Source organism: Paracoccus luteus (genome assembly GCF_004522155.1).
GTDB classification, from domain to species: Bacteria; Pseudomonadota; Alphaproteobacteria; order Rhodobacterales; family Rhodobacteraceae; genus Paracoccus; species Paracoccus luteus.
Genome location: NZ_SDEA01000001.1, coordinates 371984 through 390876 on the forward strand (window position 1 = coordinate 371984; position 18893 = coordinate 390876).

Genomic DNA, 18893 nt, shown 5'->3' on the forward strand with positions numbered 1-18893 from the left:
GTCTCGGGCCAATGATGGTTGATGGTGGGGTGGAACCCCACCCTACGCACCCGCGCCCTTGCTCGCCGGATACCGCTCTGCGGATGGTGGGGTGGAACCCCACCCTACCATTCCCACCTTGGACCGCCGATCTCGCGGTGGACCGACGAATATGGCCAATCCTCCACCCGCCGCACCAACCCGTGCTTCACCGGATTAAACCAGCAATACCGAAGATGCGCCGCGAAATCCGCGTCATCGCGGCAATGATGCTCCCAGAACCGCCGCTGCCACACCCCCGCCTCGCCCTTCGCCGCCTTCGAGGGCGACCGTAGGGTGGGGTTCCACCCCACCGCTTTCACGCCACGGGAAAACCGTGCCTTGATCGCCCCCCAGCGGACCGAGTAATCCGCATCCCCCTCCGGCAGCCGCCAGATGCAGTGCAGATGATCCGGCAGCACCACCCAGGCTTCGATCTCGAACGGCCGTTCGTCGCGGGTCTGCCGCACCGCCTGCCGCAGCCGCTCCACCTCGGCGACCAGCAGCCACGATCCCCGGTCCGCGAGGGCGACCGTGAAGAAGATCGGCACCCCGAGCAGGCGCGGGCGGATATAACGCGACATCCCCGCACTCTGCCGCACCAGCGGTTAACAAAGCCTCATCGCATTGACCCGCCGGCATGCACGGCGGCAAGTGTAGCCGGCCCACTTCACAGCCGTCATCCCGCAAAGCCTCGCATGAGCTTCGCCTTAGCTGACGCCCCCTCAAGCCGCGTCCAGCTTCCATCCTTCCGGCCCTCGGGCTTGACGAACCGCGCCGCCGCCGCTGTTCTGGGCCACAGCACACCCAGGACAGGGACGCCACGCCATGACCCCCGACACCGCCCGCGAAACCCTTCTCGCCCGTCGCGCCGAACTGCTGGGCAACCTCGAACGGATCGAGGATCAGCTTGACGATCCCGTCTCCAAGGACTGGGAGGACGCGGTGTCCGAACGGCAGGGGGACGAGGTGCTGTCGGCGCTGGGGCAGTCCGACCGGGCGGAACTGCGCCGCATCGATGCGGCGCTGGCGCGGGTGCAGGCGGGGGAATACGGCGACTGCGTTCGCTGCGGCAATCCCATCGCGGAAAAGCGGCTGCAACTGCTGCCCGACACGCCGTTCTGCGCCAACTGCGCCTAAGCGGTTGACGCGCAAGATTTTCGCGCGGTTGGGGAACGCGGGGGCGGGCCGGTGCATTTCAGCCTTGACCGTCCAGCGCGAAAGGCCGCCCCATGCGCCATCCAGCACGATATTCCGCCATCCAGATCGCGCTTCACTGGGCGGTCGTGGTCCTGATCGTCGTCCAGCTGCTGACCGGCGACCTGATGAGCCATTATTTCCGCGACCTGATGCGCGCCGCTGAAACCCGTCCGGAACTGGGCAACGCCGTGTGGCACATGGTGTCTGGCGGGACGATCCTGATCCTGATGCTGACGCGGCTGGCGCTGCGGTTCACCCACGGGACGCCGCCGCCCAAGGCGGGCTCGCCCTCGTGGGACGTCATGCTGTCCAAGCTGAACCACTGGCTGTTCTATGTCGTGGTGATCGCGATGCCGGTCGTCGGGCTGTCCGCCTATCTGATCCCCAGCCGGGCGATGGGCGAGCTGCATGAAAACACCGTCCCGGTGCTGCTGGCGCTGATCGCGCTGCACCTGGCGGGCGTGGTCTATCACCAGTTCATCCGCAAGGATCACCTGATCCGCCGCATGACAAGGCCGGAACAGGGGGTCGAGCATGTGCCCCCCGCCCGGCCGCGCTGACCGGATGACGCCAGGAAAGGTCTGCCGATGTCGCGCCTGATGATGTTTCTGATGATGATCGCGGTCCCGTCGCTGGCAGGGGCGGGCGTGATCGTCATGCTGGTGCTGGGGTATTACGACTGGCGGGCGATGCTGGCGGCCGCGGTCGTCGGCGGGGTGGCCGGGGTGCCGGTCAGCCTGCTGGTCGCGCGGCGCATCCGGCAGATGGACCCCAAGGACAGCCTCGACTGACCGGCACCGCTCAGCCGTTCAGGAAGGACGCGACGCGGTCGGCAACCTCGGCCGGCTTTTCGGCGTGCAGCCAGTGGCCGGTGCCGGGCACCGTCTCGACCTGCGCCTGCGGGAACAGGCTGCGGATCGCCGCAAGGCCGCTGTCGTCCACATAGTCGCTGTCACCGCCGCGCAGGAACAAGGCCGGGCCGTCGAAGGGCGCGCCGCCGTCGGGCCAGCCGGTCAGCCGGTCCATCTGCGCGCGCAGCACGTCCAGGTTCATCTTCCACCGCGGGGGGTCGGATTTCACGTCCAGCGATTGCAGCAGAAAGGCGCGCACGCCCGGATCGTCCAGCTGCGCCGCCAGCGCCGCATCGGCGGCGGACCGGGTGCGCACGCCGGACAGGTCCGTCGCCTCGATCGCGTTGATGATGCCGTGCTGGCTGTGCCGATAGGCGACGGGCGCGATGTCCAGCACCGCCAGCCGCCGCACCGTTCGGGGCCGGGTCACGGCCAGCCACATCGCCGCCTTGCCGCCCATCGAGTGGCCGACGACATCCGCAGTCCCGCCGTGATTGGCGATGACGCGGGCAAGGTCGCCCGCCATCGCGTCATAGGAATGGTCGTCGTCCCTGAACGATTCGCCGTGATTGCGCATGTCCACCGACAGCACGCGGCGCGTGTCCGACAGCGTGCGGGCGATAACGCCCAGGTTGCGCCCCTGTCCGAACAGCCCGTGGGCGACGATCACGGGGGGCAGGGCGGATTGCGGGCCGGTCGCGGTGATGTTCAGCATCATGGGCGCCATCCTAGCGTCACTGGAAACCGCCCGCCAAGCCCCCTATCCTGCGGGGCAGGAACCAAGGGGGCGCCGTGACGGACGATGTGCAGGCGATGGCCGACGAGGTCGCGCAGTTGATGGCGCAGCGGCTGGGCGGCGCGCGCCGGGGCGCGAGGCCCGATCTTGCGACCATGCTGCGCCGCCGGGGCGGGGCGCTGCCGCGCCGCCAGCGGCGCGCGGCGCAACTGCTGGCGCGGACACAGGCGCAAGCTGGCATCCCCAAGGTGGCGCGCCAGATCGACACGCGCCGTGCGGCGCGCGCGCATGCCGATCTGGTCCGCTATCTGCGCCCGCTGGGCAAGGCCGCACGCTGGCAGGCGGGGGCGCTGAACCTGGCGGCCGCCGTCATGTTCGGGCTGATGCTGCTGGCGGCGGGCGTGCTGTGGGTGCTGGTCTGGCGCGGGTTCGTCTGAGGCTTTCCGCGCCGACAAAGGCCCGCGGCTGATGCGCGGGCCTTGGCGGTCTGCCGGTCAGGCGGCCGTCACAGGTCGGGATACAGCGGGAACCGGGCGCACAGCGCCTTGACCTCGGCTGCGACCTTCGCCTCGACCTCGGCGTTGCCGTCGGCGCCGTTGGCGGCCAGCCCGTCCACCACCTCGGTGATCCAGCGGCCGATCTGGCGGAACTCGGCCTCGCCAAAGCCGCGGGTGGTGCCGGCGGGCGAGCCGAGGCGGACGCCCGAGGTTACGGTCGGCTTTTCCGGGTCGAAGGGGATGCCGTTCTTGTTGCAGGTGATGTGGGCGCGGCCCAGCGCGTCCTCGGTCTGGTTGCCCTTGACGCCCTTGGGACGCAGGTCGACCAGCATCAGATGCGTGTCGGTGCCGCCGGTGACGATGTCGAGTCCACCCTTCATCAGCTCGTCCGCCAGCGCCTGCGCGTTGACGATGACCTGCTGTGCGTAATCCTTGAAGTCCGGCCGCAGCGCCTCGCCGAAGGCCACGGCCTTGCCGGCGATGACATGCATCAGCGGGCCGCCCTGAATGCCGGGGAAGATGGCCGAGTTCACCTTTTTCGCAATGTCGGCGTCGTTGGTCAGGATCATCCCGCCGCGCGGGCCGCGCAGGGTCTTGTGGGTCGTGGTCGTCGCCACATGCGCGTGCGGGAACGGCGAGGGGTAAAGCCCCGTCGCGACCAGACCGGCGAAATGGGCCATGTCCACGATGAAATACGCGCCGACCTGATCGGCAATCTCCCGCATCCGGGCAAAGTCGATGATGCGCGGAATGGCCGAGCCGCCGGCGATGATCGCCTTGGGCTGGTGCTCGTTCGCAAGCTGCTCGACCTGATCGTAATCCAGCAGGCTGTCCTGCTGGCGCACGCCGTATTGCACGGCGTTGAACCACTTGCCCGACTGGTTGGGCTTGGCCCCGTGGGTCAGGTGGCCGCCGGCGTCAAGGCTCATCCCAAGGATGGTGTCGCCGGGCTTCAGCAGCGCCTGAAACACGCCCTGGTTCGCCTGGCTGCCGCTGTTCGGCTGGACGTTGGCGAACTCGCACCCGAACAGCTGCTTTGCCCGGTCGATGGCGAGGTTCTCGGCGATGTCCACGAACTCGCAGCCGCCGTAATAGCGCCGGCCGGGATAGCCTTCGGCGTATTTGTTCGTCATGACCGAGCCCTGCGCCTCCAGCACCGCCTGGCTGACGATGTTCTCGGACGCGATCAGCTCGATCTCGTCGCGCTGGCGGCCCAGTTCCTTGCGGATGGCGTCAAAGATCGCGGGATCGCGGTCGGCCAGCTTCTCGGTGAAAAACGCGTTGTCCGTCATGGGATTCCTCCGGCGGGTTTGCAGGGGTGTTAGCCGCTTTGCCGCCCCGGTTCCAGAACGCAAGCGACGGTGGCGGCGCGGAAATGCGTTGCCGGCCGTCACGCCGCCGGCAAGGCTTGCCAAGTCGCGGCCGGGGTGCAGGATGCCCCCATGACCGCCATCCATTTCGCCGCCAACGAGACCGAGATCGCGACCAGCGCGCTGGGACGGCTGATGCACCGTTACGGGCAGGCGCCCGCGTCGCGCGCCGACGTGATCGTGGCCCTGGGGGGCGACGGGTTCCTGTTGTCCACGCTGCGCCAGAACCTGGGGCGGCCGGTCTATGGCATGAACCGCGGGACCGTCGGCTTCCTGATGAACGACTATGCCGAGGAGGATCTGCCCCGGCGCATCCGCGCGGCCGAGGAAACGGTGATGCATCCGCTTGCCATGACCGCCAGCACCCCCGAGGGCGAGGAGCACAGCGCCCTTGGCATCAACGAGGTCAGCCTGCTGCGCGCGGGCGCACAGGCGGCCAAGCTGCGCATCAGCGTCGACGGCAGGGTGCGGATGGAGGAGTTGATCTGCGACGGCGTGATCCTGGCGACGCCGACCGGGTCCACCGCCTATAACTATTCGGCGGGCGGCCCGATCCTGCCGCTGGGGTCGGACGTGCTGGCGCTGACCGCCATCGCGCCGTTCCGCCCGCGCCGCTGGCGGGGCGCGATCCTGCCGCAGTCGGGCGTCGTGCGCATCGACGTGCTGGACCCGTCCAAGCGCCCGGTCATGGCCGACGCCGATTCCGCCGCCGTCGAGCGCGTGCGCTGGGTCGAGATCCGCAGCGAGCCCAGCATCTCGCACCGCATCCTGTTCGACCCCGGCCACGGGATGGAGGAGCGGCTGATGCGCGAGCAGTTCATCTAGCGGGACGTTCCTGAAACCGCGCGGGCGGTTTCCGCGCGCGCGGCCGCATGGATATTTGAACAAGGAAGAATGCGCGTGTTGCGAGGGGGGCGCGCGCGCGGTAAAGCCCGCCCATGCTGGACAACCGCCCCCAACTGCCCCCCGACATCGCCCGCCGCCGGACCTTTGCGATCATCTCGCACCCCGACGCGGGCAAGACGACGCTGACCGAAAAGTTCCTGCTGTTCGGGGGCGCGATCCAGATGGCGGGGCAGGTCCGCGCCAAGGGCGAGGCGCGCCGCACGCGGTCCGACTTCATGAAGATGGAGCAGGACCGCGGGATTTCCGTCAGCGCATCCGCCATGAGCTTTGATTTCGGTGAATATCGCTTCAACCTCGTGGACACCCCCGGCCACAGCGATTTTTCCGAGGATACCTATCGCACCCTGACCGCCGTGGACGCCGCGATCATGGTGATCGACGGCGCCAAGGGTGTGGAAAGCCAGACCCGCAAGCTGTTCGAGGTCTGCCGCCTGCGCGACCTGCCCATCCTGACCTTCTGCAACAAGATGGACCGCGAAAGCCGCGACACGTTCGAGATCATCGACGAGATCCAGGAAAACCTGGCCATCGACGTGGCGCCGGCAAGCTGGCCCATCGGCATGGGCCGCGACTTTCTGGGCACCTATGACCTGCTGCACGACCGGCTGGAGCTGATGGACCGCGCCGACCGCAACCGCGTGGCCGAGTCGATCAAGATCTCGGGCCTGGATGATCCCAGGCTGGCCGACCACGTGCCCGAGGGCCAACTGGCCAAGCTGCGGGAGGAGGTCGAGATGGCGCGCGAGCTGCTGCCCGCGTTCGACCGCAAGTCCTTCCTGGAAGGGCACATGACCCCGATCTGGTTCGGCAGCGCCATCAACAGCTTTGGCGTCAAGGAGCTGATGACCGGCATCGGCGAATACGGCCCCCAGCCGCAGCCCCAGACCGCCGCCGAACGCCAGATCGCCCCCGAGGAGGAGGCCGTCACCGGCTTTGTCTTCAAGGTGCAGGCCAACATGGACCCCAAGCACCGCGACCGGGTGGCCTTCGTCCGTCTTGCCTCGGGCCACTTCGAGCGGGGGATGAAGCTGCTGCACGTCCGGTCGAAAAAGCCGATGGCGGTCAGCAATCCCGTGCTGTTCCTCGCCGCCGACCGCGAGCTGGCCGACGAGGCGTGGGCCGGCGACATCATCGGCATCCCGAACCACGGCCAGCTGCGCATCGGCGACGCCCTGACCGAGGGCGAGGCGCTGCGCTTTACCGGCATCCCCAGCTTCGCGCCCGAGCTGTTGCAGACCGTGCGCGCGGGCGACCCGATGAAGGCCAAGCATCTGGAAAAGGCGCTGATGCAGTTCGCCGAGGAAGGCGCGGCCAAGGTCTTCAAGCCCGCGATCGGGTCGGGGTTCATCGTCGGCGTGGTCGGACCCCTGCAGTTCGAGGTGCTGGCCAGCCGGATCGAGCTGGAATACGGCCTGCCCGTCCGGTTCGAGCCGTCGCAGTTCACCAGCGCCCGCTGGGTCTCGGGTCCGCGCGAGGCGGTCGACGCCTTCGCCGCGACGAACAAGCAGCACATGGCGGCCGATCACGACGGCGACCTGGTCTATCTGACGCGGCTGCAATGGGACATCGACCGCGTCGTGCGCGACCATCCCGACCTGAAGCTGACGGCGACGAAGGAGATGATGGTCTAGGTGGAACAGGGGCGGCCTTGCGCCGCCCCGTCGCGTTTCAGACCACGCCAAGCGCCTGCATCGCCTCGGCCACGCGGACAAAGCCCGCGATGTTCGCGCCCAGCACATAGTTGCCCGGTTCGCCGTATTCCTCGGCGGTGGTGGCGGATTCGTCGTGGATGGTGCGCATGATGCCTTCCAGCCGCGTCGCGGTGGTGTTGAACGACCAGCTGTCGCGCGAGGCGTTCTGCTGCATTTCCAGCGCCGAGGTGGCGACGCCGCCCGCGTTCGCGGCCTTGCCGGGCGCGAACAGGACGCCGGCCTTGTGGAACGCCTCGATCGCCTCGGGGGTGGTGGGCATGTTGGCGCCCTCGGCCACGACCTCGACCCCGTTCTTGATCAGCGTGCGCGCGTCGCGGCCGTGCAATTCGTTCTGGGTCGCGCAGGGCAGCGCCACGGCGCAGGGCACGTCCCAGACCGAGCCGTTGGCCACGAAATGCGCGCCAGTGCCCCTGAGCCGGACATAGTCGCCGATACGGGCGCGGCGGACCTCCTTGATCTCCTTGATCAGGTCCAGGTCCAGGCCGGCCTCGTCCACGACATAGCCCGAGCTGTCCGAGCATGCGACGACGATGCCGCCCAGCTGCTGGACCTTTTCGATGGCATAGATGGCGACGTTGCCCGACCCGGACACGACGACCTTGCGTCCTTCCAGCGACTTGCCCCGCGCGGTCAGCATGCTGTCCACGAACCAGACGGTGCCATAGCCGGTCGCCTCTTTGCGGGCGCGCGAGCCGCCATAGGACAGGCCCTTGCCGGTCAGCACGCCCGCCTCGTAGCGGTTGGTCAGGCGCTTGTATTGCCCGAACATGAAGCCGATCTCGCGCCCGCCGACGCCGATGTCGCCCGCCGGGACGTCGGTGTATTCGCCCACATGGCGCCACAGCTCGGTCATGAACGACTGGCAGAACCGCATGATCTCGCGTTCCGACCGGCCCTTGGGGTCAAAGTCCGACCCGCCCTTGCCGCCGCCGATGGGCATGGTGGTCAGGGCGTTCTTGAACGTCTGCTCGAACCCCAGGAACTTGATGATCCCCAGGTTGACGGACGGATGGAACCTGATCCCGCCCTTGTAGGGGCCGAGCGCGCTGTTGAACTGGACGCGGAAGCCGCGGTTGATCTGCACGTCGCCGGCGTCGTCGATCCACGGCACGCGGAAGATGATCTGGCGTTCGGGTTCGCAGATGCGCTCGATCAGCGCGGCGTCGGCATAATGGGGGTGCTTGGCCAGCACGCGGCCGAGGCTGTGCATCACCTCGTGGACGGCCTGGTGAAACTCGGGTTCGCCCGGATTGCGTCGCAGGACGGTCGCGGTGATCTGGGCCAGAACGGCCTCCTGGTCGGACATTGTCGGCGTTTCCCTTTCGCAAGCCGTGCCGGGAAAAATCGGCACGGCTTGCGCATAGGGACGGCGGGCGCCACCGTCAATGCGACCTTCGCAGGCAAGGGACGCGGCGTCCGGGCCGCGGTTGCGGGGCGGGCCGGTCATCCGCCCCGGCCGGCGGGCGTATCAGCCGACCGACACGTCCATCGTGATGTCGGCTTTCAGCAGCTTGCTGACCGGGCAGCCCAGCTTGGCCTTTTCGGCCGCGGCCCGGATCGCGGATTCGTCGCCCGATCCGCTGATGGCGGTCGTCAGATGCGCGGTCTTGATGGCGAAGCCGTCGCTTTCCTGGTCCAAGCCGATCGCCGAGGTGGTCTGGATCGAGACGCCGGTGATGCCGTCGTCGGCCAGCACCTTGGACAGCGCCATGCTGAAGCAGGCGGCGTGGGCCGCGCCGATCAGCTCTTCCGGGTTGGTGCCGGGCTGCCCCTCGAAGCGGGCGCGCACCCCATAGGGCTGCGCCGACAGCGCGCCGGATTCGGTCGAGACCTCGCCCGAGCCGTCCTTGAACCCGCCCTTCCATTTCGCGGAACCTGTCTTGGTGATCATGGAACCCTCCTTTGTGTTCGCCGCCCAACGCGGGGCGCGTTGCGTCGGTTCAACGGGCAGGCTAGGCGCTGAACCCGCGCGAGGGAACGATCCGCATGCCGATCCACGAACTGGCCGCCCTGGGGGCGGCGACCTGCTGGGCGATGACCGGCCTGCTGGCGGCGGGGCCGGTCAGGGCGCTGGGGCCGTTCGGGTTCAACCTGATCCGGCAGGGCTTCGTCACGCTGCTGCTGGCGGTGCTGGTGGCTGTGACCGGCAGCTGGCGGGGCATCGACCCGGACTGGCTGGCGCCGCTGGTCTGGTCGGGGCTGGTCGGAATCTTCCTTGGCGATTCGGTCCTGTTCTTTGCGCTGCAGCGGCTGGGGCCGCGCCGCACCGGGGCGCTGTTTGCCATGAACGCGCCGATCGCCGCGCTGCTGGGCTGGCTGTTTCTGGGCGAGACGCTGTCCCCGCAGGGCATCGCGGGGGTGGTGCTGTGTTCGGCGGGCGTCGCGGTCTGCGTGCTGGGGCGCGGCGGGTCGCATCATTTCGACGCGGTGCGCGGCCCGGTCTGGATCGGGGTCGCGCTGGGGCTGGTCGCCGCGGTGGGGCAGGCGGGCGGGTCGCTGATCGCGCGGCCCGCGATGGCGGCGGGCATGGACCCGATGGTCGGCTCGCTGATCCGGGTGGCGGTGGCCGTGGCCTGCCTGTCCGCGCTGAGCGCGACGGGGGGGCGGACCTTTCGCCCGGCGGGGCCGATGACCGCCCCGGTGGCGGCGCAGATCGCCGCCTCGGGCATCCTGGCGATGGTCGTGGGCATGACGCTTTTGCTGTTTGCGCTGCAGGGCGGCAAGGTCGGCATCGTGTCCACCCTGTCGGCGCTGTCCCCGGTGCTGATCCTGCCGATCCTGTGGGCCGTGACGGGGGAACGCCCGACCGCCGCAAGCTGGCTGGGCGCGCTGATCGCCGTCGCCGGGATGGCGCTGATCTTCTCGCGCTAGGCGAGTCCGGCTTGTCCCCCCCCCCCCCGCGTGTAGGTGTCCGCGCGGGTGCGCGCGGACACCTGCATCGGCAAGGCACGATCATGATCAATCTTCTAAAAGAGCGGATGCATTTTCCGGTGGCGCGCGCGCTTATCCGGCTCAAGTCCGAGCAGGCGCGGGTCAGGGCGATGGGCAAGTCGCCCGTGGTCCACATCGAGGAGCCTTACACCGGGCAGAAAATCATGCTGCTGGCGCTTTACGAAAAAGGCGTCCTTCGCCCGGACGTGCTGCGGCTGTTGCGGGTGGCCCGGCAGGCGGGGCTGTATGTCCTGGCGGTCAACACGCTGAAGCTGGCGGACCCCGGCGCGCTGCGCGGACTGGTGGACTGCTATATCGAGCGGCCGAACTTTGGCCGCGATTTCGGCAGCTACAAGACCGGATTCCTGCATGTCTATGACCGGGGCTGGCACAAGACCTGCCCGCGGCTGCTGATGATCAACGACAGCGTTTATTTCAACAGCACCCGGATGCCCAAGTTCATCGACGACATGATGTCGTCGGATGTCGAGGCGCTGGGCAGCACCGAGAACTTCGAGCACGAATACCATCTGGGGTCGTTCTGCATCGCGCTGGGACGCCCGGTGCTGAAACATGCGCGTTTCGTGAGATACTGGCGCAATTACCGGCTGACCGACGTCCGCCCCGCGGTGATCCGGCGCGGCGAGATGGGTTTGTCCCTGGTCCTGAAACGCTGCGTGTCGGCGCCGTCGCAGATGCAGGCGCTGTATGGCGCATCGCGGTTCGCCGAGGAAATCGAGCGTGATCCTCATCTGATGGCATTCACGATCCAGAACGCCCGCCGGTCGGATCGTGCGCACTGGAAACGCGCGACGCCGGAGAGTCTGGTCGGCTATCTGCTGGGTCGGTATTCGATTCCGACCTATCTGACGAAGCCTGACGAAATCTCGCTGGAAGCGTCGTTGGCGGATGTCGATCGCAACGAGTGGATCGCCAGCTATGACGATGTCGTGCGGTCGGTCAGAAACCGGGTCGAAAATCCTCAGCTGATCGACGACGCGTCGGTTCGGCGCACTCTCGCCTCGCTGCTGGTGGAAATCTTCATGGTCGGAAGTCACATCCACCAAAACCTCGCCTCGCTGGTGTATCTCGGACTTCCGCTGATCAAGCTGGACGGGCTTTATCGCGGTGTGCATAACATCGAGGACATCAACACGGTCGGCAATCTGCTTCCGGATGCCGAAGCGGTCGAAATGCGCAAGCTGCTGATGGAACGTCCATACGGCGAGAATACCCTGTATGGGTGGAAACGGGCGGCGTTCATGCGGGGGTATCTGTGATGGGTGAGCAGTTAGTCGGGGAGTGCGCCACGGCCATCAACAATGGCCCGTCCGATCTCAAGCGTATCCTCGTGATCGGAGTGGCCAAGACGGGCACGACGGTAATCAGCAAAACCATTCAAAACACCCTCCAACTTGGCGGGTATAATCTCGAGCCAAAAACAGCCGCGTTCTTCGAGGAGTTGGCGAAGAACTCGCATGAGACGGTCGTCAAGATATTGTATGATCATTGGATGGATCGGCCCAGACTTCTCAATTCCATCATTCACAATGAATTCAGGACTGGATTCGACGTCAACCTGTTTATCGTTCGCGATCCGCGGGCCGAGTTCATTAGCCGCTTGCATTACATCGCGTTTCCGTATTTTTCTGGCGTCGTCCGGCCAGAAAAAGATGTGACGGATTGGACTGATCTTTTTGAAAGGCTTGAGACGGACCCAGCGTTCGGACTGGTTTCGATGCTGGCCGCCATGCGGGATCGCTTTGGCACTGACTTGACGGGCGACATCAGGCGCGCGGCAAGCGTTCGCTTGGCTACGTATATTCGGCAGCTGCCGCCCCACCTTTATCACCTGATCAAGTACGAAGACTTCATGTCGGGCCGTACCGATGATCATCCGCTGGCCCATATGTTCAGTGGCAGCAGGAATGTGGGTGGAGAACTGAGTAGGACCAAACGATCCGACGACCCAAATGACTGGAAGGCCTATGTCAAGACCAGCGAGGACAAGGCTTGGCTGCAACGGCAACTCTCGTCGGCTTGCGAGGTTGCGGGCTATGAAGACAGTTTTGACGACGGTGGTATGATCAACCCCGACAACTGTTCAGTATACGTCAAGCGCCTGATACGCGAGGCACGGCAGGGGCGGCGCTAAGGCGAGCCCGTCAGCCGCCCATACTCCGCAATCGCGAACCGGTCCGTCATCCCGGCGACGTAATCCAGCACCACCCGCGCGCGCTGGATGCGGTCGGGGGCGGCGGCGGCCTCGGCCTGCCAGTCGGGGGGCATCAGGCGCGGGTCGTCCAGCAGCATCGGGAAGATCGCGTTCAGCATCGCCGTCACCCGCGCGCGTTCCTCCATGACCGAGGGGGCGCGATACATCCGCGTGAACAGGAACCCCTTGATCGCCTTCAGGTTCTGATACAGCGGCTTGGAAAAGCGGATGATCGGGCCATCCATCGCGCGGATCGCGTCGGCGCTGTCGGGCTGGGCCGCGTCCAGGCGGCCCTGCGCCACGGCGATCACATCCTCGACCATGACGCCGAACACCCGGCGCAGCGCCTCATACCGGCGGCGCATCGGGTCGAGGCCCGGATGCAGGCGGTCCACATCGGCAAAGGCCGGACCGATCAGCGGCAGTTCGGACAGGTCGCGTTCGGTGAACAGCCCCGCCCGCAGCCCGTCGTGCAGATCGTGGTGGTTATAGGCGACGTCGTCGGCCACGGCCGCGACCTGCGCCTCGGCGCTGGCGTGGGTGGACAGGCGCAGATCCCAGGCGGCGTTCACCTCGGCCAGGGCCCAGGGCAGGGGCGCGTCCGCCCGGCCCGGCGCGACGACGGGACCGTTGTGCTTGGCGATCCCTTCCAGCGTTTCCCAGGTCAGGTTCAGCCCGTCGAACCCGGCATAGTGGCGTTCCAGCCGCGTCACGATCCGCAGCGCCTGCGCGTTGTGGTCGAACCCGCCATAGGGCGCCATCAGCGCCGCCAGCGCATCCTCTCCGGTGTGGCCGAAAGGGGGGTGGCCCAGGTCGTGGGCCAGCGCCACGGCCTCGGCCAGGTCGGTGTTCAGGCCCAGGACGCCCGCGATGGTGCGGGCGACCTGCGCCACCTCGATCGTGTGCGTCAGCCGGGTGCGGTAATAGTCGCCGCGGTAATCGTCGCCGTCCTGTTCCACGAAGACCTGCGTCTTGTGCTTAAGCCGGCGGAATGCGCTGGAATGGATGATGCGGTCGCGGTCGCGCTGCCAGGGGCTGCGAAAGCTGGACAGATCCTCGGAAAAGCGGCGTCCGCGGCTGTCGGCGGGGTGGCAGGCATAGCGGGCGGTCATCGGTTGTCCTTGGCCAGTCCGGGGCCGCCGCCCGTGGCGCAGGCGGGCGCGGGCCGGCGGTCGGGACGGGGCAGAGGAGGGCGCGCCTTGCGACGGCCCGGCCGTCATCCTATATTCAGCCACACGCCACCGGAACGGGAACGCCCCATGAACCTGCCCCCCAAGGTCACGCCCCGCGCATTCGCGCGGCTGGCCGACATCAATGCGGGCGGCGACGGGCAACCGCTGCGCGTCGCCGTGCTGGGCGGCGGCTGCTCGGGGTTCCAGTACGAAATCCGCATGGACGCGCCCGCCGACGGCGATCTGGTGATCGAGGGGCAGGGACAGCGCGTGGTCGTCGATCCGGTCTCGCTGCCGTTCCTTGCGGGCGCCACCATCGACTGGTCGGACGAACTGATCGGCGCGCGCTTTGTCATCGACAACCCCAACGCCAGCACCTCCTGCGGCTGCGGCACCTCGTTCTCGATCTGACGCATGCTGCTTGAGATTCTGCTGATCCTGGCGCTGACCGTCGTGAACGGCCTGCTGTCCATGTCCGAACTGGCGGTCGTGTCCTCGCGTCCCGCGCGGCTGGCCAGCATGGCCGAAAAGGGCGATCACGGCGCCCAGACCGCGCTGGTCCTGCTGGAGGAACCCGGCAAGTTCCTGTCCGCCGTCCAGATCGGCATCACGCTGGTCGGCGTGCTGCTGGGGGCGGTGTCGGGCGCGACGCTGGGCGCGCGCGCCGGCGCCGCGCTGGTCGGGCTGGGCGTGCCTTACGGTCTGGCGCAGACGCTGGGCGTGTTCCTGGTCGTGGCCGCGATCACCGCGTTGTCGGTCATCATGGGCGAACTGGTGCCCAAGCAGATCGCCATGTCCAACCCCGAAAGCATCGCCTCGCGCGTGGCGCCAGCGATGCGGATGGTGGCGCGCATCGGCACGCCGCTGGTCTGGTTCCTGGATGCCGTCAGCCGGCTGGTGCTGCGCCTGATCGGCATCCGCGACAGTTCCGACCGCGCCATCACCGACGAAGAGGTGCGGATGACCATCGCCGAGGCGACGCAGGCCGGCGTCCTGATGGAGGGCGAGCGCGGCATGATCGCGGGCGTGATGCGCGTGGCCGACCGCTCGGCCGCCGCGATGATGACGCCGCGCCGCGACGTCGAGACGATCGACCTGAACGACCCCCCCGCCATCGTCATGGAAAAGGCCCGCAACGCGCGGTTTTCCCGGCTGCCCGTCACCGACGGCACCGCGAACGAGATCCTGGGCGTCGTCGCCCTGCGCGACCTGATCGGGGTCGAGGCCCCCGACCTCAAGTCGCTGATGCGCGAGGCGCCGACCGTGCTGGACGCCGCCGACGCCCTGTCGGTGATCGAGGTGATGCGCGCTACGCCGTCGCGCATGGTGCTGGTCTATGACGAATACGGTCATTTCCACGGCATCATCACGGCGATGGACCTGCTTGAGGCAATCACCGGGGATTTCGTGGACCGCGACGGTGAGGAGCCCGACATCGTGCGGCGCGCCGACGGGTCGTGGCTGGTGGCGGGCGGCGAAAGCGCCGACGAGTTCGCCGGCGAGACGGGTTTCCCGGTGCCCGCAGGGGATTTCAACACCGTCGCCGGCATGGTGCTGGCGATCATCAACCGCATTCCGCGCACCGGCGACGTATTCACCCACGACGGCTGGACGGTCGAGATCGCGGACATGGACGCGATGCGGATCGACCGGCTGATCGTGACCGGCCCCGCGCCGGAATAACGGGCCCAGCCTTGCCCCCCGCCGCCGTGCTGCTAGGGTCGCGGCCATGAAGATCGCCAGTTTCAACATCAACGGCATCAAGGCGCGGCTGCAGCAGCTGACCGCCTGGCTGCCCGAGGCGCAGCCCGATGTCGTCGTGCTGCAGGAAATCAAAAGCCAGGACGAGGGGTTCCCGTCCGAGGCGATCGAGGATCTGGGCTGGCGCGTCTGGACCCACGGCCAGAAAAGCTGGAACGGCGTTGCCGTCCTGTCGCGCTTGCCCGTCGAGGAGATCCGCCGCGGCCTGCCCGGCGATGACGCCGACGAACAGGCCCGCTGGATCGAGGCCGACGTGATGGGCGATCGCTGCATGGTCACGGTCGCGGGCCTGTATCTGCCCAACGGAAACCCCGCGCCGGGGCCGAAATACGACTATAAACTCGCATGGATGGAACGGCTGCGCGAGCGCGCCGCGGCGCTGCTGGCGACCGAGGCGCCGGTGGCGATGCTGGGCGACTATAACGTCATTCCCGAACCGCGCGATGCGTCGCGGCCGGAAAAATGGACCGACGACGCGCTGTTCCTGCCCGAAAGCCGCGCGGCGTTCCGCCGCATCGTGAACCAGGGCTGGACCGATGCGATCCGCATCCGCGCGCCGCAGGCCACGCGCGGGCCGTTCACCTTCTGGGATTATCAGCGCCAGTCGTGGGAACGCGACAACGGCATCCGCATCGACCACATCCTGCTGTCGCCGCAGGCCGCCGACCGGATGCGCGACGCGGGCATCGACCGCGACCAGCGCGCCGGCGAAAAGCCCAGCGACCACGTGCCCGTCTGGGTCGATCTGGCGGCCTGACGCCCCGCGGCGCGGGCCGGCCGCAGCGTTCGCGCTTGCAGCATCGGCGGGCCCGCGCTTAGGGTCGCGCCATCATGGACCAGCCACGCGACCCATCACTGATCGTCGAGATCACGCCATCGGCGGACATTTCCACCGCTCTGCACGGCTGGCGCGCCAAGTGCCTGCAGCGGCTGATCCGCATGGACCTGCCGGTTCCGCGCAGCTTTGCGATCTCGGCCGCCGCGGTGCGCGGCATCGCCTCGGGGCGGATGCCGCCGCGCGATGATCTGGACCGGATGTTTTCCGCCGCGGGCAGGCTGGTCGGGGTGCGCCCCTCGGCGCTGAATCCCGAATGGGGCGGGCCGGGCACGGTCCTGAACGTGGGCATCAACGCGGCCTGCCATGCCAGCCTCGCCCAGAGGCTGGGCCACGAGGCCGCGGACGCGCTGTATCGCGGGTTCGTCCAGTCCTATGCGATCCACGTCGCGCGGCTGGACCCGGACATGTTCTCGGACCCCGAGGCGACGCTGGCCGACGCGCTCGCCGCCTATCGCGACGAGACGGACGAGGATTTTCCCCAGGACCCGGCCCGCCAGCTGGCCGAGGTGCTGCGGTCGATGGCGCGCGCATGGGACGGGCCAAGCGCGCGGCTGCTGCGCCAGGCCAAGCGCGCCCCAGCGGACGCCGCGCTGGGGCTGGTCGTGCAGGACATGGCGCTGGCGCTGGGGCCGGGCGTCACCGGGTCCGGCACCATCCAGTTCACCGATGGCGTGACCGGCGCGCCCGGCATCACCGGCCGCTTTCGCGGCCAGACGCAGGGCCGGGCGGTGCTGGCGGCGGCCGAGACGCTGTATCTGACGCGCGACCCGCGCGGCCACTCGCTGGAAGAGGCCGCGCCGGGGGTGTTCGCCGATCTGGTCCGCTTTGGCGTGGCCGCGCGCGAGCGTCTGCGCGAGGAAATGCAGATCGAGTTCGTCGTGGCCGACAGCGAGCTGTCGATCATCGACGCGATCCGGGTGCAGCGGTCGTCGCGCGCGGCCGTCCGCATCGCGGTCGCGCTGGTCCGCGACGGCGTCATCCCCCCTGACGAGGCGGTGATGCGCGTCCAGCCGCGCGCCCTGTCGGACCTGCTGCACCATCAGGTCGATCCGCGCGCGCCCCGCGACCTGATCACGCGCGGCATGGCCGCAAGCCCCGGCGCCGCGACGGGCCGCATCGTCTTTACCGCCGCCGCCGCGCAGGCCGCCGCCGCGCGCGGCGAATCCTGCGTGCTGGTGCGCCGCGAGACGGTCCCCGAGGACGTGCGCGGCATGCACGCCTCGGTCGGCGTGCTGACCGAGCGCGGCGGCATGTCCAGCCACGCCGCCGTCATCGCCCGCGGCCTTGGCCTGCCCTGCATCGTCGGCGCCTCGGGGATCAGCATCGACGCCCGCGCCCGCATCCTGACCGCCGGCCCCCGCAGCTTCCGCGAGGGCGAGGAGATCACCATCGACGGCACCTCGGGCGAGGTGCTGGCGGGCGCGGCCGCGATGCTGGAACCGGCGCTGGACGACGCGTTCAACCAGCTGCTGGAATGGGCCGACGCCGCCTGTTCCATCGCCGTGCGCGCCAACGCCGACACGCCCGAGGATGCGCGCACGGCGCGGATGTTCGCCGCGCAGGGCATCGGCCTGTGCCGCACCGAACACATGTTCTTTGACGAAGAACGTCTGCCCGCCATGCGCGAGATGATCTTCGCCGACCGGCCCGAGGATCGCCGCCTTGCGCTCGACCGCCTGCTGCCGATGCAGCGGGCGGATTTCACCACGCTGTTCCAGATCATGGACGGGCTGCCCGTCACCATCCGCCTGTTCGACCCGCCGCTGCACGAGTTCCTGCCCCACGACCGCGAGGGGATGCGCGAGCTGGCCGAGACGCTGGACCTGCCGCTGTCGGACGTGGTTCGGCGCGTCGATGCACTGAGCGAGTTCAACCCGATGCTGGGGATGCGCGGCGTGCGGCTGGGCATCGTCGTCCCCGAGATCTATGAGATGCAGGCCCGCGCCATCTTCGAGGCCACCGTGGCCGCCAGCCGCCGGGGCGAGGGCGTCGTGGCCGAGATCATGATCCCGCTGGTCAGCGCCATGCGCGAGGTCGAGCTGGTCCGCCACCAGATCGAGGGGGTGGCCGCCTCGGTCCGGCAGGAAACCCGCACCAGCTTTGACTATCGTCTGGGGGTGATGGTCGAGACGCCGCGCGCCGCGCTGCGGGCGGGCGACATCGCCGAGCATTGCGCGTTCCTGTCGTTCGGCACCAACGACCTGACGCAGATGACCTATGGCCTGTCGCGCGACGACGCCGGCCGGTTCATGAGCAACTATGTCGGGCAGGGCGTCTATGCCGAGGATCCGTTCCACATCCTGGACCAGGAAGGCGTGGGCGAGCTGATCCTGACCGGCGTCACGCGCGCGCGCGAGCGCAAGCCCGGCATCACCATTTCGGTCTGCGGCGAACACGGCGGCAACCCCGAATCCATCGCCTTCTGCCTGCACGCGGGGGTTGACTATGTCAGCTGCTCGCCCTTCCGGGTGCCGTTGGCGCGGCTGGCGGGGGCGCAGGAATCGATTCGCGCGCGGCGCGCGGCGGCGGGTTCCGCAGACGCCGCGCAAGGGTCTTAGGCCCGGGGCGGATTCGCGCAGTCCCGCCGATCGGCCCTGCACCCCTAGGCGGTAAACTGCCGGAAATGGCGGAATTAGCGTCGGTTCCATCCCTCACGGCCCTGTGCGCTGGCGCGACGCGTCCGTTC

General features: G+C 68.3%; 19 protein-coding genes. 13 read left to right on the forward strand and 6 right to left on the reverse strand.

The genetic code is table 11. From position 1 onward, the window contains the following. Nucleotides 1-104: 104 nt before the first annotated feature. Nucleotides 105-602: an REP-associated tyrosine transposase gene (locus tag EPA64_RS01755; RefSeq protein ID WP_134724501.1), complete on the reverse strand. Its 498-nt coding sequence runs from the start codon at nt 600-602 to the stop codon at nt 105-107. Nucleotides 603-846: 244 nt separating this feature from the next. Here EPA64_RS01755 and EPA64_RS01760 point away from each other — a divergent pair, with 244 nt between their 5' ends. The 3 genes from EPA64_RS01760 to EPA64_RS01770 all read left to right on the forward strand — a co-directional run bounded on the left by EPA64_RS01760 (nt 847) and on the right by EPA64_RS01770 (nt 2009). Continuing rightward, on the forward strand, nt 847-1158 hold the full coding sequence (locus EPA64_RS01760; protein ID WP_134724502.1) for a TraR/DksA family transcriptional regulator: 312 nt from the start codon (nt 847-849) through the stop codon (nt 1156-1158). 92 nt (nt 1159-1250) lie between these two features. Continuing rightward, complete coding sequence (locus EPA64_RS01765) at nt 1251-1778, forward strand: cytochrome b (protein WP_134724503.1); 528 nt, start codon at nt 1251-1253, stop codon at nt 1776-1778. 27 nt (nt 1779-1805) lie between these two features. Then, nucleotides 1806-2009 carry a hypothetical protein gene (locus EPA64_RS01770; protein ID WP_134724504.1) on the forward strand — a complete coding sequence of 68 codons (204 nt, stop codon included), beginning with the start codon at nt 1806-1808 and terminating at the stop codon, nt 2007-2009. A gap of 10 nt (nt 2010-2019) precedes the next feature. Here EPA64_RS01770 and EPA64_RS01775 read toward each other — a convergent pair whose 3' ends face one another. After that, a complete protein-coding gene (locus EPA64_RS01775) occupies nt 2020-2787 on the reverse strand; it encodes an alpha/beta fold hydrolase (protein ID WP_134724505.1) in 768 nt (255 codons plus the stop codon). 74 nt (nt 2788-2861) lie between these two features. On the opposite strand from EPA64_RS01775, the gene EPA64_RS01780 reads away from it, so the two are divergent. Next, nucleotides 2862-3242: a hypothetical protein gene (locus EPA64_RS01780; RefSeq protein ID WP_246026563.1), complete on the forward strand. Its 381-nt coding sequence runs from the start codon at nt 2862-2864 to the stop codon at nt 3240-3242. Between the two features lie 68 nt (nt 3243-3310). Here the strand turns inward: EPA64_RS01780 and glyA are convergent, their stop codons facing one another. Next, entirely contained in the window at nt 3311-4594 is a 1284-nt protein-coding gene (gene glyA, locus EPA64_RS01785) for a serine hydroxymethyltransferase (protein ID WP_134724506.1), read from the reverse strand. A 150-nt stretch (nt 4595-4744) separates the two neighbouring features. On the opposite strand from glyA, the gene EPA64_RS01790 reads away from it, so the two are divergent. Continuing rightward, nucleotides 4745-5497: an NAD kinase gene (locus EPA64_RS01790; protein WP_134724507.1), complete on the forward strand. Its 753-nt coding sequence runs from the start codon at nt 4745-4747 to the stop codon at nt 5495-5497. A gap of 113 nt (nt 5498-5610) precedes the next feature. Next, on the forward strand, nt 5611-7209 hold the full coding sequence (locus EPA64_RS01795; RefSeq protein WP_134724508.1) for a peptide chain release factor 3: 1599 nt from the start codon (nt 5611-5613) through the stop codon (nt 7207-7209). Nucleotides 7210-7246: 37 nt separating this feature from the next. On the opposite strand, the gene gdhA is transcribed toward EPA64_RS01795, so the two are convergent. Further along, nucleotides 7247-8596, reverse strand: a complete 1350-nt coding sequence (gdhA, locus tag EPA64_RS01800) for an NADP-specific glutamate dehydrogenase (protein ID WP_134724509.1) — start codon at nt 8594-8596, stop codon at nt 7247-7249. A gap of 162 nt (nt 8597-8758) precedes the next feature. Continuing rightward, nucleotides 8759-9181: an OsmC family peroxiredoxin gene (locus EPA64_RS01805; RefSeq protein WP_134724510.1), complete on the reverse strand. Its 423-nt coding sequence runs from the start codon at nt 9179-9181 to the stop codon at nt 8759-8761. A 95-nt stretch (nt 9182-9276) separates the two neighbouring features. Here EPA64_RS01805 and EPA64_RS01810 point away from each other — a divergent pair, with 95 nt between their 5' ends. The 3 genes from EPA64_RS01810 (at nt 9277) to EPA64_RS01820 (ending at nt 12376) form a co-directional block, all read left to right on the forward strand. Next, complete coding sequence (locus tag EPA64_RS01810; protein ID WP_134724511.1) at nt 9277-10161, forward strand: DMT family transporter; 885 nt, start codon at nt 9277-9279, stop codon at nt 10159-10161. Nucleotides 10162-10244: 83 nt separating this feature from the next. Continuing rightward, nucleotides 10245-11501, forward strand: coding sequence for a hypothetical protein (locus tag EPA64_RS01815; RefSeq protein WP_134724512.1), 1257 nt, complete (start codon nt 10245-10247; stop codon nt 11499-11501). Further along, nucleotides 11501-12376 carry a hypothetical protein gene (locus EPA64_RS01820; RefSeq protein ID WP_134724513.1) on the forward strand — a complete coding sequence of 292 codons (876 nt, stop codon included), beginning with the start codon at nt 11501-11503 and terminating at the stop codon, nt 12374-12376. The genes EPA64_RS01815 and EPA64_RS01820 overlap by 1 nt, the downstream gene beginning before the upstream one ends. On the opposite strand, the gene EPA64_RS01825 is transcribed toward EPA64_RS01820, so the two are convergent. Next, nucleotides 12373-13548 (reverse strand): deoxyguanosinetriphosphate triphosphohydrolase, encoded by a 1176-nt coding sequence (locus EPA64_RS01825; RefSeq protein ID WP_134724514.1) that lies wholly within the window; start codon nt 13546-13548, stop codon nt 12373-12375. The two genes, EPA64_RS01820 and EPA64_RS01825, sit on opposite strands and share 4 nt — an antisense overlap. Before the next feature lie 147 nt (nt 13549-13695). Between EPA64_RS01825 and EPA64_RS01830 the strand changes: the two genes are divergently transcribed. From EPA64_RS01830 to EPA64_RS01845, 4 genes are all read left to right on the forward strand, one after another. Continuing rightward, entirely contained in the window at nt 13696-14019 is a 324-nt protein-coding gene (locus EPA64_RS01830) for a HesB/IscA family protein (protein WP_134724515.1), read from the forward strand. A 3-nt stretch (nt 14020-14022) separates the two neighbouring features. Further along, nucleotides 14023-15291: a hemolysin family protein gene (locus EPA64_RS01835; protein WP_134724516.1), complete on the forward strand. Its 1269-nt coding sequence runs from the start codon at nt 14023-14025 to the stop codon at nt 15289-15291. Nucleotides 15292-15337: 46 nt separating this feature from the next. Next, on the forward strand, nt 15338-16126 hold the full coding sequence (gene xth, locus EPA64_RS01840; RefSeq protein WP_134724517.1) for an exodeoxyribonuclease III: 789 nt from the start codon (nt 15338-15340) through the stop codon (nt 16124-16126). Between the two features lie 74 nt (nt 16127-16200). After that, on the forward strand, nt 16201-18765 hold the full coding sequence (locus tag EPA64_RS01845) for a putative PEP-binding protein (protein ID WP_134724518.1): 2565 nt from the start codon (nt 16201-16203) through the stop codon (nt 18763-18765). The last annotated feature ends 128 nt before the right edge of the window (nt 18766-18893 follow it).

Coding starts and splice junctions, on each gene's coding strand:
- xth (WP_134724517.1), top strand. CDS start 15,338: ATGAAGATCGCCAGTTTCAACATCAACGGCATCAAGGCGCGGCTGCAG.
- EPA64_RS01765 (WP_134724503.1), top strand. CDS start 1,251: ATGCGCCATCCAGCACGATATTCCGCCATCCAGATCGCGCTTCACTGG.
- glyA (WP_134724506.1), bottom strand. CDS start 4,594: ATGACGGACAACGCGTTTTTCACCGAGAAGCTGGCCGACCGCGATCCC.
- EPA64_RS01830 (WP_134724515.1), top strand. CDS start 13,696: ATGAACCTGCCCCCCAAGGTCACGCCCCGCGCATTCGCGCGGCTGGCC.
- EPA64_RS01790 (WP_134724507.1), top strand. CDS start 4,745: ATGACCGCCATCCATTTCGCCGCCAACGAGACCGAGATCGCGACCAGC.
- EPA64_RS01825 (WP_134724514.1), bottom strand. CDS start 13,548: ATGACCGCCCGCTATGCCTGCCACCCCGCCGACAGCCGCGGACGCCGC.
- EPA64_RS01755 (WP_134724501.1), bottom strand. CDS start 602: ATGTCGCGTTATATCCGCCCGCGCCTGCTCGGGGTGCCGATCTTCTTC.
- EPA64_RS01820 (WP_134724513.1), top strand. CDS start 11,501: ATGGGTGAGCAGTTAGTCGGGGAGTGCGCCACGGCCATCAACAATGGC.
- EPA64_RS01835 (WP_134724516.1), top strand. CDS start 14,023: ATGCTGCTTGAGATTCTGCTGATCCTGGCGCTGACCGTCGTGAACGGC.
- EPA64_RS01810 (WP_134724511.1), top strand. CDS start 9,277: ATGCCGATCCACGAACTGGCCGCCCTGGGGGCGGCGACCTGCTGGGCG.
- EPA64_RS01795 (WP_134724508.1), top strand. CDS start 5,611: ATGCTGGACAACCGCCCCCAACTGCCCCCCGACATCGCCCGCCGCCGG.
- EPA64_RS01805 (WP_134724510.1), bottom strand. CDS start 9,181: ATGATCACCAAGACAGGTTCCGCGAAATGGAAGGGCGGGTTCAAGGAC.
- EPA64_RS01815 (WP_134724512.1), top strand. CDS start 10,245: ATGATCAATCTTCTAAAAGAGCGGATGCATTTTCCGGTGGCGCGCGCG.
- EPA64_RS01775 (WP_134724505.1), bottom strand. CDS start 2,787: ATGATGCTGAACATCACCGCGACCGGCCCGCAATCCGCCCTGCCCCCC.
- EPA64_RS01845 (WP_134724518.1), top strand. CDS start 16,201: ATGGACCAGCCACGCGACCCATCACTGATCGTCGAGATCACGCCATCG.
- EPA64_RS01770 (WP_134724504.1), top strand. CDS start 1,806: ATGTCGCGCCTGATGATGTTTCTGATGATGATCGCGGTCCCGTCGCTG.
- gdhA (WP_134724509.1), bottom strand. CDS start 8,596: ATGTCCGACCAGGAGGCCGTTCTGGCCCAGATCACCGCGACCGTCCTG.
- EPA64_RS01760 (WP_134724502.1), top strand. CDS start 847: ATGACCCCCGACACCGCCCGCGAAACCCTTCTCGCCCGTCGCGCCGAA.